At 54.6% G+C, this 17,640-nt stretch carries 12 protein-coding genes; 11 read left to right on the top strand and 1 reads right to left on the bottom strand.

The window, feature by feature from the left end; all coding sequences use genetic code 11:
- Positions 1 to 100: 100 nt before the first annotated feature.
- The 11 genes from IAE55_RS02065 to IAE55_RS02115 all read left to right on the top strand — a co-directional run bounded on the left by IAE55_RS02065 (position 101) and on the right by IAE55_RS02115 (position 16,363).
- Positions 101 to 1,060 carry an ABC transporter permease gene (locus IAE55_RS02065; protein ID WP_084203699.1) on the top strand — a complete coding sequence of 320 codons (960 nt, stop codon included), beginning with the start codon at positions 101 to 103 and terminating at the stop codon, positions 1,058 to 1,060.
- Between the two features lie 19 nt (positions 1,061 to 1,079).
- Entirely contained in the window at positions 1,080 to 1,943 is an 864-nt protein-coding gene (locus IAE55_RS02070; protein WP_145157224.1) for a carbohydrate ABC transporter permease, read from the top strand.
- A 213-nt stretch (positions 1,944 to 2,156) separates the two neighbouring features.
- Entirely contained in the window at positions 2,157 to 3,737 is a 1,581-nt protein-coding gene (locus IAE55_RS02075; protein WP_200630791.1) for an extracellular solute-binding protein, read from the top strand.
- Between the two features lie 76 nt (positions 3,738 to 3,813).
- Entirely contained in the window at positions 3,814 to 4,839 is a 1,026-nt protein-coding gene (locus tag IAE55_RS02080) for a response regulator transcription factor (RefSeq protein WP_200630792.1), read from the top strand.
- Positions 4,840 to 4,868: 29 nt separating this feature from the next.
- On the top strand, positions 4,869 to 6,710 hold the full coding sequence (locus IAE55_RS02085; RefSeq protein WP_234489241.1) for a cache domain-containing sensor histidine kinase: 1,842 nt from the start codon (positions 4,869 to 4,871) through the stop codon (positions 6,708 to 6,710).
- A gap of 209 nt (positions 6,711 to 6,919) precedes the next feature.
- Complete coding sequence (locus IAE55_RS02090; RefSeq protein WP_105443155.1) at positions 6,920 to 8,482, top strand: extracellular solute-binding protein; 1,563 nt, start codon at positions 6,920 to 6,922, stop codon at positions 8,480 to 8,482.
- Between the two features lie 57 nt (positions 8,483 to 8,539).
- On the top strand, positions 8,540 to 10,924 hold the full coding sequence (locus IAE55_RS02095; RefSeq protein ID WP_145157228.1) for a glycosyl hydrolase family 95 catalytic domain-containing protein: 2,385 nt from the start codon (positions 8,540 to 8,542) through the stop codon (positions 10,922 to 10,924).
- A gap of 22 nt (positions 10,925 to 10,946) precedes the next feature.
- Complete coding sequence (locus IAE55_RS02100) at positions 10,947 to 12,152, top strand: glucuronate isomerase (RefSeq protein ID WP_200630794.1); 1,206 nt, start codon at positions 10,947 to 10,949, stop codon at positions 12,150 to 12,152.
- Positions 12,153 to 12,236: 84 nt separating this feature from the next.
- Positions 12,237 to 13,268: a glycoside hydrolase family protein gene (locus IAE55_RS02105; protein WP_260986778.1), complete on the top strand. Its 1,032-nt coding sequence runs from the start codon at positions 12,237 to 12,239 to the stop codon at positions 13,266 to 13,268.
- Positions 13,269 to 13,305: 37 nt separating this feature from the next.
- A complete protein-coding gene (locus tag IAE55_RS02110; protein ID WP_200630795.1) occupies positions 13,306 to 14,481 on the top strand; it encodes a glycoside hydrolase family 88 protein in 1,176 nt (391 codons plus the stop codon).
- Positions 14,482 to 14,530: 49 nt separating this feature from the next.
- A complete protein-coding gene (locus IAE55_RS02115; protein WP_200630796.1) occupies positions 14,531 to 16,363 on the top strand; it encodes an alpha-L-fucosidase in 1,833 nt (610 codons plus the stop codon).
- 154 nt (positions 16,364 to 16,517) lie between these two features.
- Here the strand turns inward: IAE55_RS02115 and IAE55_RS02120 are convergent, their stop codons facing one another.
- Positions 16,518 to 17,624, bottom strand: a complete 1,107-nt coding sequence (locus IAE55_RS02120) for a GerAB/ArcD/ProY family transporter (protein ID WP_200630797.1) — start codon at positions 17,622 to 17,624, stop codon at positions 16,518 to 16,520.
- Between the last annotated feature and the right edge of the window lie 16 nt (positions 17,625 to 17,640).

A 17,640-nucleotide genomic window follows, 5' to 3' on the forward strand; every position in this document is an offset into this window, starting at 1 on the left:
TAATAAAACACAAGTGAAGCGACAAATCCCCATTCCGAGGGTCCGGACAAAAAGATTAACATTAGCGATGAAGCGATCTATACAAAAAGGAGCGATATTTATGCCAGAACAAGCGCCAGCCGCCATCTCAGCCTCCAGTCCGGCCTTGCCCGCACCAAAAAGGCGGATGAGCAATCTGCGCAAATACAAGGCGCTGTACCTGATCTCACTGCCTGGAATCATTTATTTTATCGTGTTTAAATACCTGCCCCTGCTGGGGTCCGTCATGGCGTTTCAAAACTACAACATCTTCAAGGGCTTTACAGGCAGCCCATGGGTCGGACTCGACCAGTTCCGCCGGATGTTCACTTACCCGGAGTTTCTGCGGATTCTTGAAAATACGGTTCTGATCGGATTTTATGATCTGATTTTTGCCTTTCCGGTTCCGATTATTTTTGCGCTGCTCCTGAACGAATTGAGGAAAGTCGTGTACAAGCGGATTCTCCAAACGGTCGTCTATCTGCCTCACTTCCTCTCCTGGGTCATTATCGGGGGGATCATGATCGGCATATTATCGCCGACGACAGGAATCGTGAACCAGGTATTGAACGCGTTCGGACTCAAATCGATTTACTTTCTGGGAGAGGATTCGTATATCCGGAGCATCCTGGTCGGAACGGGGATCTGGAAAGACAGCGGCTGGGGCACGATCGTGTATTTGGCCGCACTGGCCAGCGTCAATCCTGAGCTGTATGAAGCCGCCCGCATCGATGGTGCCAGCCGCTGGAGACAAACCCTGTCGATCACGATCCCGGCCATCCTGCCGACTATCACCATTATGTTCCTGCTCCATATCGGCAACTTCCTTGATTTCGGTTTTGAACGCGTATTCGTCTTCGTCAATTCGCTGAATGAAAGCAAGGGCGACATCCTCGACACCTACATTTACCGGGTCGGCCTCATTGATCAGCAGTACAGTTACACGACGGCGATCGGCCTCTTCAAATCGGTGGTCGGACTGGTGCTCGTCATGATCGGGAATACGCTGAGCAAGCGGGCTTCGGGCGAAGGACTATACTAGAAAGGAGAAGGATGGCACAATGAAAATTAAAGGCAGCTTATTTGACGGATTTAACTATATTTTCTTGACGCTGGTCGGATGCTTGATGGTGTTCCCTCTTCTCCATGTGCTCGCCAAGTCGTTCAGCAGCAGCCAGGCGATCAATGCGGGCAAGGTTAAGCTGATCCCGGTCGATTGGACGCTGACAAACTACCATGTAATTTTGGGTGACAGCTCCATCTGGCGTGCGTTTATGGTAAGCGTATTCATCACGGTCGTCGGGACGCTGATTAACTTGATCCTGACCGCATCACTGGCGTATCCGTTGTCCAGACCCGAGTATTCGATGCGCAAAGTCGTGCTGATTTTTATTCTGATTACGATGATCTTTCAGGCGCCGCTGATCCCTAACTACATGGTGATCAAAAACCTGCATCTGATTGACTCGTTATGGGCCTTGATCATTCCGTCGGCCATCAGCGCGTACAACCTGTTCATCATGCGCTCCTTCTTCGTCGCCCTTCCGTCGGAGCTGATCGACAGCGCCCGGATCGACGGGGCAGGAGAGCTGCGCACGATGTGGAGCGTCATTCTTCCGCTGTCCAAACCGGCCATGGCAACCATGGGGCTGTTCTATGCGGTATCCCACTGGAATTCGTATTCGTCGGCGCTGTATTTTATCAACAACCGGGCGCTTTACCCGCTGCAGCTTCGCCTCCGGGAAATCGTTCTGAGCAATGACCTCGGTCAGGCCGGCAACCTGCTTGAAAATGTGAACGAGATCTCTCCGGCTGGCGTGCAAATGGCGGTCATCGTCGTTTCCGTCGTACCGATCATTATTGTGTACCCGTTCCTGCAGAAGTACTTTATCAAAGGGATGCTGATCGGGTCGATCAAGGCCTGACTCTATCTTTTACAACAAAAAAAGTATACGTTTTCATAGATGTGAAATGTGATAAGATATTAAACATCAGTGTCATGCTATTCGCGCGCGCTCAAGTATAGGCTGGCAGACAAGGGTTTGGACTGGTGAGTGAATTTGGCTTTGCGCGCGCGCAAAACAAGAGAGCGAAGCAAGTCAAACAGGAGTCAAATGGATGCAGGGAGGAGAGACGGCATGAAAAGAGCAGCTTATTTCATTCTGGCAGCGGCCGTTATTCTCCTGTTCTGTTATCTGGCTGGAAGCGCGGACCGATTAGCCTCTCCTTCGCCGCAGCCGGCTCAGGAAGGTGTGAAAGAATCCTCTCCTCAGCCGACGGCCTTCAGCCTGGCGATATCCAACGGTGCCAGCCCTTATGCGGTGAATATGACGGATCCATCCGCGGACCGCTGGGTCAAACAATTGGAAGCGCTGACAAATACGAAGCTGTCCATCTCTTTGATCTCGCTGAAAGATTTCGACCGGCGCATGCCGGTTATTCTTGCAGGCGATACCTATCCGGATGTCGTGCAGATGATTGGCGGGGCAAGCTCGGCCGCCATGGCCGGATCGGTCCAAGCGGGACTGTTCCTTCCGCTAGACGATTGGATCAAGACTTATGCACCGAATTTGTGGAAAGCGGTGCCGCCTGAAGCCTGGAAGGAAACCAGCTATGAGGGGCATATTTATGGAATTCCAGCCTGGCTCGGCAACCCGTCGCGCCGGGCAACGTATATCCGATCGGACCTGCTGGCGCAAACGGGTCTGCCCGTACCGAGAACCGTCGACGAATTTCTGGACGTGCTCCGTGCCTTCAAGAAGCTGGGAGTCGAAATTCCCTATGAGATGCGGGAGAATTTCAAGTATGCGGACGTCATTTTCGGCGCGTACGATGTACTGGGTTACCAGTTTGAAGTCCGAAACGGTGAGGTAGTTCCGAAATTTTTGGATGCAGAGCATATGATGAAGGCGCTGCAGGTATACCGGACGATGCTGATGGAGGGACTCATCCCGGAGGATTTTGCGACAGTCTCGTCAACCGAATATACCCATGACATCGAAGCAGGCCGAGTGGGAAGCTGGACAGCGAACGCCGCCGGATTGCTGGACTTCCGCACCAAGCTCAGGGCATCGGTTCCCGGTGCTCAAATCGATATCATCCCCTCACCGGAAGGGCCGGAAGGGACGAAAGGCTACGGCTTGTACAGCTCCGTCATCAATTCGTTCTACATTAATAAGCATGTGCCCAAGGAAAAATTGATCGGCATTCTCCAATTTTTTGATTGGATGGTTTCGGACGAGGCTCAGCGTTTTTTTTCGTTCGGGATCGAGGGCGACACCTATACGGAAGACCATGGGACGATTTCGTATCATTTTCCGAAGACAAGGGAGGAGCAGGACGAGGAGACCTTCCGCGAACTGCTGTGGCTGACGCACGATCTGACGATCAACCGGGCCAGAACGGAACTGGTGCCGGGCGGGAAGGATCTGCTCCATGCTTTGGACGTGACGCTGCCCAAGGAAGGGCTGGGAAGCATCGTCTTTGTTCCCGAGCTGGAGTCCTTCAGCGCCTACCCCGATCTTGCTTCGGAGCGGCCGAACCAGGCGCCGCCCGTGATCGTTGACCATATGGTCAAAATGATTTACGGCAAGGAACCGATCTCGGATTGGCCGAAGGTCGTCCGGGAATACCGGGAACGCGGCGGAAATGCGATTATTCAGGAAGCGACGGCGAGGTACCGGGCCAAGCAGGGAGTGCTGATTCAGCACAACCGATAGGGATGCGACATTTCTTTCTCTTTTCGATAATGCAGCTGCGCTTTTTCTATCCGCTCTAGGAAGGGGTTTGATACAAGTGCGAGTTTTGATTGTGGAAGATGAGCCTGTCATTCAAAAAGGTCTGGTTAAGATGGTTCAGCGTTATCCGGCTTCCTTCTCCGCGATTTATACCGCCGATGACGGGGAAGCCGCTTTCGAGACGATCCGGAATCTGGAACCGCACCTGGTGCTGACGGATTTGCGGATGAAGCGGATGGACGGACTTGAGCTGTGCGAACGGATACACCGAGAATTCAGCCATGTCCAGGTTGTCGTCATATCCGGTTATAATGACTTTCAGTATGCACAGCGGGCTATGGCTTACGGGGTCAAGCGCTATTTGTTGAAGCCGGTGACCCAGCAGGACGTACACGATACGCTGAAGGAGCTGATATCAGGGATGACCGGCAGCATTATTCCTGTGCAAAAATATGTGGAGTGGGCGCATCAGCTCGAGCAGAGCATCTGGCTGCTGCAGCGGGACGAAACGATTCGCATCATCGAAGAGGGCGAACGGTCGGGCTTGTTCGATGGGCTGAATGTGATCAACATGGAAGCGGTGCTGAGCGACTGCCTTGGCATGATCACAGAACGGCTGGAGAGCCGCGGCTGGAAGCCGCGTTCCGGCTGCAGGGGTACACAAGGCTCGTCCAATACGAAGAAGGAAGTCATGACCGCCTTTACCGCCAGTATGGACCGGATTCTCGAGGAGCTTCAGCTGACACGGAAAGGCAATTTCAAGGATCCGATCGAAGAAGCCAAAGCCTTTATCGACCAGCATCTGTCGGAGGACATCACACTGGAGGAAGTGGCCAAGCGGGTGGGTCTCGCCAGGACCTATTTCAGCGCCCTTTTTAAGAAAATGACAGGGGAGACCTTTGTGCATTACCGGATCAAAAAACGGATGGAAGAAGCGCGCAGGCTGCTTGCCGTACCGACCCTGACGATCACCGATATCGCGGTCAAGGTGGGGTACGAGGATTATCCCCATTTTACGAAGACCTTTAAAAATTTCGTCGGCGTATCCCCGTCGGAGTACCGGTCTTCCTTTGGCATTGAATGATGAGAGTATCCCTGAGGCTGAAGCTGCTTTTGTATTTTACCATCGTGATTCTTCTTTCCCTGTCTGCGGTTGGCATCGCCTTCTACAGCATTTCAGCCAAGCAGCTGCAAAAAAGCGCAAAGAGCCAAATGGTCCAGATCGTGGACAATGCCGTACACCATACCAACCTGTATTTGTCGTCTTATCAGCGGTCGATGGTGGCGCTGCTGACCGACCTCAGGGTCAAACGGTACATCGATCTGCCGGCTGACCGGGAGGAGTACGAAAATTACCGCTACATGACCGATATCCGGGATGCGATCGTGGATCCGGTGTGGATCCGGAATCCCGAGATCGAAGCACTGTATATCATCGGTTACTCCGGGAATGCGCTCTATTATTATAACGGCGGGTCGGAGCCATCCTTTAAGCCGGAAGATACCGCCAAACAGATCCGATACTTTAAGGAGAACACGGATGAAAGCGGCCGGCTGACCATTATGAATTACAGCATTCTGGGCGAAAAGACGCCGATGATGACGCTGATCCGCCGCATCCGTGGACTTCGTTCCACGGACATGAAAGGTTTTGTGGGGATCGAGGTCAAGGCGGAGGAGCTGTCCACCCTGTGGAAGGGGATCGATCTGGGGAAGGACAGCTATTTTTTCATTGTGGACGGCGAAGGCAGGATTCAATACCACAACGATCAGACCAAGGTAGGATCGATCGTTCCGGCCAGCCTGGGCAAGCAGATCAGCGAGGCCGGTACCGAGATGTTCCGCAGTTCGGCGGAGGGAATGGACCGGGTATATATCAGCCGCAAAGCCGAATACTCCGGGTGGAATCTGGTGGTGTCCATTCCGTACAGCCAGCTGCAAAAACCGCTTAACACGATTCGCAGCTCCATTATCGTCGTTGCGGTCATTACGTTCCTGACGGCGTTATTCCTGGCGAGCCGATTCGGCAAGTCGATTACTACCCCGATCCGGACGCTGATGAAGGGGATGAGCCAGACGGAAAAGGGAAACTGGAAGTTCATTCCGCTTCCGAAGCACCGGGACGAAATTACCGAGCTGATGATCCGCTACAACCTGATGGTGAACCGCTTATCGGAGATGGTCGATACGGTGTACCGTGCGGAGCTGAGGAACAAGGAAATGCAGGCCGAACGGCAGAAGGCCGAGTTCCAATCCCTCCAGCTCCAGATCAACCCGCACTTCCTGTACAATACACTGGAAACGGTCGTATGTTACGCGGTCATTCAGGACTCGGACGAAATTACCGAGATCGTAGGGGCTCTGTCTTATATGCTGCACTATTCGGTACGGACCAATCTGGAAGAGATCACGGTAGCGAATGAGCTCAAGCACGTCATGTACTTCATGGTCATTATCAATCACCGGATCGGCCGGACATTCGAGATTGATGTTCGGGTAAGGCCGGAGCTGCTTCTGCGGAAAATGGTCCGGCTCACGCTTCAGCCGCTGGTGGAAAACGTGTTCCAGCACGCCTTCAGGCAAGGGGTGGAGGATCATCATACGATTATCATTGATGCCGGCGAAGAGGGAGATTCCTTCTGGGTCAGCGTGCAGGACAACGGCTGCGGCATGGCCCCAGAGCGGCTTGAGGAGCTTCGCGCCAAGCTGAGCGAGAACCGGCTTGCCGACGAGGAGGACCGGGGCAGTGCGGGCGGGATCGGCGTACCCAATGTCCACAGGCGGATTCAGCTGGTGTTCGGTGAGGACTACGGCGTAACCGTGGAAAGCAGTCCTGAGTGGGGAACCCGGATGATCATGCGGATGCCGATTTCCGGCGTAAAAGAACTGAGCAGCCCAGCGGGGCAAGAGGCAGCCGCGCCTATGCAGACCCTGCCCATGGCGGGCAGCGGCTAGGCGCAAACAAAGAAGAAAGTTAAGCAAATCCTGTATTCCGGAGCATGGAATACGGGATTTTTTTATGGTCAGACAGCCGTAAAAAACCGCAAAAAAACACATCACGACAATAATCCGCCCCATGGGAGCTTCCCTGGTTAAGCCTTATGATGGGGACAGCAGCAAAGAGAATATCTTTTGCACTTTGCATGAAGAGAGGGGATTATAAGATGAAAAAATGGGTCAGTCTGATCCTCGCGGCAGCGCTTGTCACGGGTCTGACCGCAGGCTGTGGAAACAAAAGCGCCTCGAGCGGCAGTGACGATGCGGCCGACGCATCGAAACCGGTGAAATTCAGCATTTCTTTAACCACAAGTGGAAACGCTTACGCGGAAGGCTCCAAGGACATCAACAACGAGAAATGGGTCAAGGAGGTCGAGAAGAGAGCCAACGTGGATTTGGACATCAGGCTGATTCCCTTGAAAGACTTTGATGCGAAGATGGCCGTCATGTTCGCCGGCGGCGATATTCCGGACGTCGTGCAAAACGTCGGCGGGGCAACGGATAAGTCTATGGCCGGTTCGGTTCAGGCCGGCGTGTTTATGCCACTGGACGACTTGCTGAAGGAGTATGCTCCGAACCTGATGAAAGCCGTTCCAAAGGAAGCGTGGGACGAGGTGAGCTACAAGGGGAAAATCTATGGCGTGCCGACCTGGCTCAGCAACCCTTCCCGCCGCGCCACTTACATCCGGACCGACCTGCTGGAAAAAACAGGCCTGCCGGCGCCCCAAACGATGGACGATTTCCTGAACGTCCTGCGTGCGTTTAAAAAACTCGGTCTCAGCGCGCCGTATCAGATGAGGGAGAATTTTAAATACGCGGACATCGTATTTGGTGCGTATGACGCCCTGGGCTACCAGTTTACCGAAATGAACGGCCAGGCCGTACCGAAGTTTTTTAACGCTGAAAATATGGAAAAGGCGCTGACCGTCTACAAAACGATGTATGACGAAGGCCTGATCCAGAAAGATTTCGCGACGATCCAGGCGCCTCAGTACAGCGAAAATATCGAAGCCGGCAATGCCGGCATGTGGACAGCCAACGCCGCCAGCCTTCTCGATTTCCGCACGAAGATCGGTGCGGCGGTTCCTGGCGCCAAGGTCGATATCATCCCTTCACCGATAGGGGACAACGGACAGAAGGGTTATGGATTGTACAGCTCGGTTAACACTTCGCTCTATATCAACAGCAAGGTCAGCAAAGAGAAAGCGGCCCGGATCATCCAAATGTTCGAGTGGATGCAGACGCCGGAAGCGAAAAACTTCTACAGCTTTGGCATCGAAGGCGAGGATTACACGGTCAAAGACGGAAAAATCGATTACAAGCTGCCGGAAGGCAAAGCCGCTCAGGACGAAGCCGGATTCCGCTCGCTGCTTCGCTGGGTCGGTGACGGAACGATCAACCGTGAACGGACCGAATTGCTCCCAGGCGGACAAGACGTGCTGAAGGCGCTCGATGATACGCTGGCCAAAGAAGGCGTGGGCGGCATCGGATTTGTACCGGACCTGGAATCCTTCAGCCAGTTCCCTGACTTGGCTTCCAAGCGTCCGGACCAGGCGCCAAAGCTCATCATCGACCACATGGTCAAAATGATCTACGGCAAAGAGCCGATCAGCGATTTTCCTAAAGTCATCGAGGAGTATAAGCAAAAGGGCGGCGATGAGATCGTCAAAGAAGCCACGGAGCGTTACAACAACAAAGACGGAATTATCGATCAGCAAAGCCGCAAATAGGTTGATTTCGGGGAAGCCTTTCATGCGAAGGGCTTCCTCCTGTTAGGAGGGGAATATATGGTCAGGAAAACCGGAGACGGACGGAATAAGCTGAAGCTTCTGACCCCTTCATCCTGGTGGGGAGCCAAGTGGAGGGAGGCGCTTCCGTCAGGCAACGGAATAACCGGAGCAGCCGTGTATGGCGGAGTCCATTTGGAAACGGTCATGCTGACGCACGGCGGCTTGTGGTGGCAGAGCCGCACGCCGGATCTGCCCGACGTGAGCGGTCGGCTTGGAGAGATGCGCCGATTGATGATGGAGGGGAAGGAGGCACTGGCCGAAAATGTATTGGTCGATGGTTTGAAGGAGCAAGGTTACGATCCGGTCATGGCCGTTCCGCTGCCGCTTGGCGACCTAAACTTGAGCATGGACGTAAGTGAAGGCTTTAAGGACTACAGCCGGGAGCTGGACATGGAAACCGGTGAAGTAACGGTGCGCTGGCAGGACGGGCATACGCGTTATGAGCGGGCGTTGTTCGTATCCCGGGCGGACGATTTGATCGTCTATGCGCTGCGGTCGTCAGGACCAGAACCGGTATCGGCAAAGATCGCCCTTGACCTGCATCATCGCGGGGATGTCAGGCGTCCCCCTGGCAGACCTGACGCTCCATTACCGACAGGATGCGAATCAGGGTCCGACGGTGAGTTCATATGGTATGCCGCATGCCATGACGACGGCAGCGATTTCGGTGCCGTCGCTCGGGTGGTCACGATCGATGGCAGGATAAGCAGCACAGGCAGTGAGTCCGTTCTTGAAGGCGCTACGCAGGCATTGATCCTGGTTAAACTGTTCGTTCATGAGCCGCGTCAAGCGGCCTGGAAACGGTTGAAACACGAGCTGGCCGCAGAACATCGGTCTTACAGCGAGCTGCTGCAACCGCACATTGAGGAGCATGAAAGCTTGTTTCAACGGATGACGCTGAATCTGGATGCTCCCGGACGAGAGGCCACGAACGAAGAGCTGCTGCTGCAGGCCTACCGCGGCGAAGCCCCGCTGGCCATGCTGGAGAAGATGTGGGCCTACGGGCGTTATCTCCTGATTGCAAGCTCGCGCGAAGGCGGGGATCCCTGCCATTTATACGGCTTATGGTGCGGGGAATATCGCGGCTTCTGGGCGTTCCATATGGCCAACGAGAACCTGCAGATGATGTATTGGCAGGCGCTCACGGGACATATGCCCGAGCTGCTGCTGCCCGTATTCGATTACGTGGAGCGGCAGATGGACGATTATCGCCGCAACGCGCGCTGTATCTATGGCTGCAGGGGGATCTGGATCCCCGCACCGACCGCGCCAGACTCCGGCCTGCTGAAGACGATCGCGCCCCACATTATCCACTGGACCGGGGCGGCAGGCTGGATCGCGCAGCACTATTATGATTATTACCTGTACACGGGTGACAGGGAATTTTTAAGAAACCGGGCCCTGCCGTTCCTGCGGGAGGCGGCTTTGTTCTATGAAGACTTCCTGATTACCGGGGACGATGGTCTGTACATCAGCTGCCCATCCAATTCGCCCGAGAACCGGCCGGGTAACGGCGCGGGTGGGCCAAAGGGAACGGCGATGAATGCGACGATGGATTTTGCCATCGCAAAGGAAGTGCTGACCCGGCTGGTTGAGGGTGCCGCTCAGGAAGGTTTGTATGCTGAGGAAGTCGATGGCTGGAAAGACATGATTGCCAAAATCCCGGCGTATCAGGTTAATGCAGACGGCGCAGTCCGTGAATGGATGCATCCTGCCTATGTGGATCAATACCATCACCGGCATCAGTCGCACCTCTATCCGGTGTTTCCGGGCAAAGAGGTAACGCGGGAGAGCGATCCCGGTTTGTTTGCAGCCTTCGAGACCGCGTTAAGAAAGAGGCTGGTCGTTGGATTAAAGGAGCAGACGGGATGGTCACTTGCTCATATGTCCAATTTGTACGCCCGCATGGGCGAAGCGGATAAGGCGCTGGAGTGCTTGGATCTGCTTGCGAGATCAGCCGTGATCAATAATTTCTTCACGCTTCACAACGATTGGCGCGGCATGGGCGTCGGCCTGGATATGGAGTGGGCTCCGTTTCAGATGGATGCGAATATGGGAATGACGGCTGCGCTTCAGGAAATGCTGCTGTACTCCGATCCCAACATGATCCGAATCCTCCCAGCCCTTCCGAAGCGATTCCTCTCCGGAAGCGCCGCTGGAATGCTGGCATGTGGAGGCTACGAGGTAGACATCGCCTGGGACAGGAAGAATGGCACGCTTGATGTTCGGCTCCAATCTTTGAGGGCTGGAGGCTCCGTTACCCTCGTGCTCCCCGAAGCTTGCAGCGGCTTCCGGGACGGGGGCAGACTGCCCGAGAATCGGCAAATCCACATCTTGCTTGAACAGGGAGAATCCCTAACCTTGCAGTTGACGTTCAGCTAATGAGAGGGGAGAGACAAGGATCATGAATATATCTTCATTATTAGAAGAAATTATGCGTCTGCCTGTGATCGATACGCATACGCATTTGATAGGCGACAAGCTGTGCGCGGCCGACTTTTGGGAGATCGCCGATTATTTCTGGTTGAACCAAGAGCTGCAGACGGCGGGATATCCGAAGGATGCGGCACAGCTGCCGGTTCCGGAGCGGGCGGAAGCCTTCGTTAGTGCTTATAAGGCTACCCGTAATACGATGATGAACCGTGCTTTTACGGCGATCATGGGGGATTTATACGGAATCACCATCCATGACACGGCGTCTGTGCTTCAGGCGGACGAAGCTGTACACGCGCAGAGTAGTACTTCAGGCTGGGCTCAAAGCGTGGCCGACCGGCTGCATGTGAAGCGGTTTGTTGTGAACCGCCCAGAACATGCCATATTTGACGGTATGCGGGAGGATGCTCTGCTGCTGCCCCGGATCGACGGATGGCTGCCGGAGCTTGCCGCCGGCATCGTCTCCTCCGCAGCCCATGAACGTCAGGATCGTTTCGCGCAGGCGAAAGCGTTCATTTCCGGGCAATTGAAGTCCTATCATGAGATGGGCTGTCCGGGGATCATGACGACGCTTCCCCATTATGAGGCTGCGGCGCATGAGGATTATAAGCTTGAAACCGCGGGGCGGACCGATGAGGGCATGATGCTGCTGCTCCATGAAATCTGCTCCGGTCTGCAGGAGCGGGGCATGTTCCTTCAGCTATTCCTCGGCGTGGAACGAAGATGGGGGAGCAGTTCGGCCGCCCCTGTGAACGATCCGCTCCGGATCGTAAAGCTGTATGGCTTGTTTGAGCGTTACAATATCCCGTTTGAGCTGGTGGTTGCATCGGAACAGAACAATTTGGACGTCGTACAGGCGGCCTGGAATTTTGCCAATGTTCACGTAGGCGGCATGTGGTGGTATAACTTCCGTGCCAGCACATACACGCAGAGCATGCAGTACCGGCTCGAGGCGTTATCCCCGCTCAAAAGCTCGCTGATCGTCTCGGATGCGCGCTGCATCGAATGGACGTACGGCAAACTGCTGATCGTGAAGCAGCTGCTGGCCCGATTTCTGGATGAACAGATCAAAGATGGATGGCTGAGCCGTGAGGATGCGCTGGCACTGGCGGCGGAATGGCTGCACGGCAGCGCGGCAAAACGGTACGGGTTGGCGGAGTCGACGATCTCATCGTGAAACCGGGACCGCTAAATCGTGAATGACGCGTGCCAGTTGGCAAAAACAGAAGTCGAGAAACTTAATGATGAACGGAGGGAGAACGTGACATTTTCACTGTTTGACCGGATGCTGCCTGCTCCCATGGAAGGGGGCTTTCGGATGGAAGGCTGGTGGGTATGGTGCGGGTCGGTCGTTCGCGGAGAGGACGGGCGCTTTCATATGTTTGCGTCCCGGTGGCCAAAGTGGATGCGGATGCATCCGGGCTGGCTGCTCCGTTCGGAAATCGTCCGAGCCTCGTCCGATACCCCGGAAGGACCCTATACCTACGAAGAAACCGTGTTCCCAGCGCGGGGAGCGGAGTACTGGGACGGAAGGAGCACCCATAACCCGCACATCATCCGGTATGGAGACAAATATTTGCTGTATTACATGGGATCGACGCATCCCTTCCCTGAGCCACGGCCAGGAGAGACGGTAGAGGCGGACGACTGTCGCGTCATTGCGGCAAGGGCGAACAAGCGTGTCGGCCTGGCTGTCGCCGACAGCGTCTATGGGCCGTGGAAGCGTCTCGATACGCCGATTCTGCCGACGAGGCCGGGCAAGTTCGACAGTTTCCTGACCTCGAATCCGGCGCCATGTATCCGGGAGGATGGCTCCGTGCAGCTTGTTTATAAAGCCCGGCGGTATGAGGGCACAGCCCATGGGCAAATGACGCTGGGCGCAGCAGAGGCAGCAGGATATGAAGGGCCTTATCGCGTAATCCGGGATGCGCCGCTGTTTCCGCCGGAACGGTATCATATCGAAGACCCGTTCATTTGGCGTACGGCGGAAGGGTACGCCATGATCGCGAAAGACATGGATGGGAAGCTGTGCGGAGAGAAGCACGGCGGCATTCTGGCACTTTCTCCGGATGGCATAGACTGGAGGCTCGCGGACCAGCCCAAATCCTATTCCCGGCGCGTCCGATGGGAGGACGGATCGGAGCGTTGGATGGGCAGCTTCGAACGGCCTTTCCTTCTGTTTCAGGATGGACAGCCGACGCATCTGTTCGCCGCTGTTGCGGACGGACCGGGGGGCTTCCGGCAAGCGGAACATACCTGGAACATGGTGATTCCGCTGCGGACTTCGCCTTGAAATAAGAATGGAACAATCAATTACAGGAGGAGATCATATGGGAGAGACCGTTTCGAAACAAAAGGGTAGCGAAGGGAGCTCGGCGCTAATATCGGAATCCGTTCAGCAGTGGGCGGAAGGGGCTTGGCAGCAAATCGTAAACAAAGTGGAGCGCACCAGTCAGCGGATTAGCGTCAGTTTTCCGCATGCATCCGTCAACGGGGTCTATGACAACCTGCGCCCGTCCTGGTGGACTGCCGGCTTCTGGCCGGGGATCTTGTGGCATATTGCCGAAGACGGGCACCATCCAGGGCTGCAGGGGATTGCCGAGCTGATCGAGGAGAAGCTGGACGAACCGCTGTATTCGCTCGCTGTGCATCATGATGCCGGATTTATATGGACGCTTTCGGCCGTGGCCGACTACCGGATTACCGGCAGCGAGCGTTCCAAACACCGCGGGCTGATGGCCGCCGCCCAGCTGGCAAGCCGCTTTAATGTAAAAGGCAGCTTCATCCGCGCCTGGCATGACCTGGAGCGGGTGAACCGGGCAGGCTGGTCCATCATCGACACGGTGATGAATCTGCCGCTGCTGTATTGGGCCACTGAAGTAACGGAGGATCCCCGGTTCCGCCATATCGCCGCGGCGCATGCAGATACGGTGCTGGCGCATTTTCTGCGTCCGGACGGATCCAGTTATCATATCCTCGAATTTGATCCCGAGTCGGGTGAACGAATCGGTGCCATGTCCGGTCAGGGGTATGCGGAAGAATCCGCCTGGTCCCGAGGCAGTGCCTGGACCATCTACGGACTCACCCTGTCTTATATTTATACGGGAAAAGAACGCTTTTTGACTGGCGCCAAGCGGGCCGCCCATTTTTTCCTGGCGAATCTGCCGGAGGACCATGTGCCGCACTGGGATTTCCGGGCGCCTGAAGAAGGGGGCAAGCCACGGGATACTTCTGCCGGGGCCTGCGCGGCATGCGGGCTGATCGAGATGTCCCGTCTGGTACCCGAGGCGGAAGCGCAGCTGTATCTCCGTTCTGCAGAACGCATTGTGCGCTCCTTGCATGAGCATTACGGGACATGGGATATGCCGGGGGAAGAAGGGCTGATCCTGTCCGGCACATCCAATCTGCCGGGTGGTGTGCATATCGATACACCGCTGATTTACGGCGATTATTTCTTTGTTGAGGCGGTATCCAAGCTGCGCGGCTCGGCGCTGAGATTATGGTAAAGTGTATCAGCGCTGAGGCAGTAATTCAGCGTGAAAGGAGATATGACGAATGAAACGAGAGGCCGAACAACAGGTCCAACAGACAGCAGCAGGGTCCGCGCCGGAGAACCTGCTCGATGATCCTTTTCATATAGAGACAGCCCCTGATGGCTCTCAGTCTGAGGAGCAAAATCACCGGATGAAATGGTGGAGGGAAGCCCGGCTGGGCCTGTTCATCCATTGGGGACCCTACGCACGGCCGGCAGGCGAGTGGAAAGGGAAGGAGATCCAAGCTTCCTACAGTGAGCACATCATGCTGCGCGCAAAGATTCCGGCCGCCGAATATGAAGAGATGGCGGCAGGCTGGAACCCTTCTTCTTTTGACGCGCTGAAGTGGGTGCGTACCGCCAAAAGGGCCGGTTTGAAATATATCATTTTCACGGCCAAGCATCATGACGGATTCGCCATGTATGATTCGCATGTGTCCAATTACTCCACTGTCCAGCATGCGGCCTTTCGAAGAGATCCACTCCGGGAGCTAGCGGAAGCATGCGAGCAGGAAGAAATGGTGCTGGGTATTTACTACTCGCACGCCATGGACTGGCATGATCCCGATTCCCAGGGGAACACCTGGGACTACCCCGGCAATATCGGTGCTTATGACGACGTGGAGAGCTGGGTGCACAATCCGGATAAGCGAAGCCGCTTCGAGCGCTATCTGAATAATAAATCGATACCTCAGGTTCGCGAGCTGCTGACGGATTACGGGAAGGTCGGCCTGATGTGGTTCGACTGCGGTGGCAAGCTGACCCGCGAGCAGGGGGAGCAGTTTCTGGACACCGTATACTCGCTGCAGCCGGACTGCCTGGTGAACAGCCGGGTGTGGAAGGCTCCCCTCGGGGATTACTCCAACACGTCTGATAATCAGCTGACCATCCGGACTTTGCGCCAGGATTGGGAGAGCATCATCACGCTAAACGATTCATGGGGGTACAAAAAATCGGATCACAACTGGAAATCTTCCGCATCCATCATCCGGCAGATGATCGATGTCGTCAGCAAAAACGGCAATTTGGTCATCAATATCGGACCGACAGAGACGGGAGAGTGGGATCCGGTATCCGAATCGATTTTGCTGGAAATCGGCGGTTGGTTAGATACATACGGAGACAGTATTTACGGGGCGGGGGCATCCCCGACGGCAAAGCCGTCATGGGGCAGGTGCACTGTGAATGGAAACACACTGTATCTGCATGTCTTCGACCGGCCAACGGACCGGAAGCTGGTCGTTCCCGGCCTGAAGACGGACGTTCTGCGGGCCTATATGCTGGAGGACGGCAGGGAACTGAAATTGACCCGGTTATCGGAACAGGATTTGGAGATTGAACTGCCTGAATCGGTGCTTTCCGAAGTGAACGAATTTTCCAAACCACAAGTGATCGCCATCCTTTGTTCCGGTCCGGTCGATGGCAATCCGGTGGGACTATTGGACTCACGGGCAGGCAGCATCCTTGAATTAGGCGTATTCGATGCCGAAATATCCGGAGCCGGACTGAAGTATGATACCGGGAAAAAGGGCCGTGACAACCTCCTGGATTGGACAGACGAAAGTGCCGAGGCGGTCTGGTCTGTCCGGACCATGGGGGCCGCGGATTTCGACGTGTGCATCGAATATGGCAGCGGTGACGCCGAGGGGGGAGGAGGCGGGACCTACCTGGTGACTACCGGAGACCAGTCACTGCGTGCTCAGGTGCAGCCGACCGGCGGACCGTATGACTTCCGTGAGTTTTACGTGGGGAAGCTGCGTTTTCCTGAAGAAGGGGAGTATTTGATCCGTCTTCAGGCGGAAAAAATTACGGGCCAATATTTAATGCAGCCCAGATGCTTGAAGCTGCAGCGTTAACCCGAACCGGATTGTGTTGAATTACGGAAAAGGAACCATTGCTCTGCAAGCCGCAGGCAGCGGTTCCTTTTTTCTTGACTTGGCTTCCTTATATCGCAAGAGAAATCGCCGCTTTAAGCGGTCTTCTTAGAATTTACTTCGATCGGTGTTTCTCTTACGTTCTTCTCGTCTGTTTTCCTTTTCGGGAAAAGAGCTTCTTCATTAGGACAACGGCTGCCAAAGCAAGGGGAATCCAGATTTGGAAAACCGGAAAGTCGTACATCAGGTTTCGCGTAAATCCGATCCAGGTATGGTAAATAAAATTGGGCGCAGCAAAAGAAATGGTATAAATAAACGCGCCGACGATGACCGTTAATTTTTTGTGGCTCATCTTTACCAGATAGGAAAGGCCGATGACCGCCCCCAAGTAAAAAGCCGTCATTTTCACAAAAATGCCGATATAAATCAGCAAAATAATGACCGGATCGAGCCGTTCGAGGAAATCAGCGATTTCGATCAAGCGGACCGATCTGAGCATGGGGAGGGTGGTAATGCTTAAGATTTGGGGGCTCAATATCGTTAAATTCAACAAGTTGAAGATCAGCAGCAGGATTCCCACGAACAGGTAGGATAAGATCGACAGCTTGGACAGGTTTTTTTTATTGTTCAAATGCTTCCAAAACGCAAGAAACACGACAACCTCGCCAAACGGGAAGCTGATGACTTTCGGAATGGCTTCCCTGATCACAGGCATGATGCCATGCTCGAGCACGGGTTGCAGCCGCTCCAGATGAATATTTTTAGAGACGATGAACATCAAGAAAATCAGGAAATAGCCCAAGATGGTAAAGGGGAGCAGAAATTCGACGACGCGAAAAAAAACTTCCGTTCCCTTGGAAATCGCATAGGCGGACAGCAGAATCATGATCAGCATCAGGAGGGACAGCGGCGTTTTGGGAAGAAAGGAAATGTTGATAATGTCCCCAAACTCCCTGGTGTTCCTCATGGATTCATAGGAAAAATAGAAAATATAAGCGATGGTGACGATAGTACCCAGAATACGACCCAGATGCTGGTTCAGAATTTCGAAGAGATTCCGTTCCTCGTTCCCCTTTTGGATGAAAAGGTAAACCAGGAGCAGCAGCAGTCCGGCCAGCATCGCGACAATGACGACCAGCCAGGCGTCCTGCTTGGCTCCTACGCCCAATTCATATAATGGGGTCGTCCCAATCAGAAACAGGATCATCATCGCGATCAGCTCGTATTTGTCTATTTTTTGCAAGTAGGGGCACTCCTTC

The sequence above is a fragment of the Paenibacillus sp. S28 genome (assembly GCF_016624415.1).
Classification (GTDB): Bacteria; Bacillota; Bacilli; order Paenibacillales; family Paenibacillaceae; genus Paenibacillus_AQ; species Paenibacillus_AQ favisporus.

Excerpts from the sequence above, each read along its gene's own strand:
- IAE55_RS02065 (WP_084203699.1), top strand. The coding sequence starts at position 101 with ATGCCAGAACAAGCGCCAGCCGCCATCTCAGCCTCCAGTCCGGCCTTG.
- IAE55_RS02070 (WP_145157224.1), top strand. The coding sequence starts at position 1,080 with ATGAAAATTAAAGGCAGCTTATTTGACGGATTTAACTATATTTTCTTG.
- IAE55_RS02075 (WP_200630791.1), top strand. The coding sequence starts at position 2,157 with ATGAAAAGAGCAGCTTATTTCATTCTGGCAGCGGCCGTTATTCTCCTG.
- IAE55_RS02090 (WP_105443155.1), top strand. The coding sequence starts at position 6,920 with ATGAAAAAATGGGTCAGTCTGATCCTCGCGGCAGCGCTTGTCACGGGT.
- IAE55_RS02095 (WP_145157228.1), top strand. The coding sequence starts at position 8,540 with ATGGTCAGGAAAACCGGAGACGGACGGAATAAGCTGAAGCTTCTGACC.
- IAE55_RS02100 (WP_200630794.1), top strand. The coding sequence starts at position 10,947 with ATGAATATATCTTCATTATTAGAAGAAATTATGCGTCTGCCTGTGATC.
- IAE55_RS02110 (WP_200630795.1), top strand. The coding sequence starts at position 13,306 with ATGGGAGAGACCGTTTCGAAACAAAAGGGTAGCGAAGGGAGCTCGGCG.
- IAE55_RS02115 (WP_200630796.1), top strand. The coding sequence starts at position 14,531 with ATGAAACGAGAGGCCGAACAACAGGTCCAACAGACAGCAGCAGGGTCC.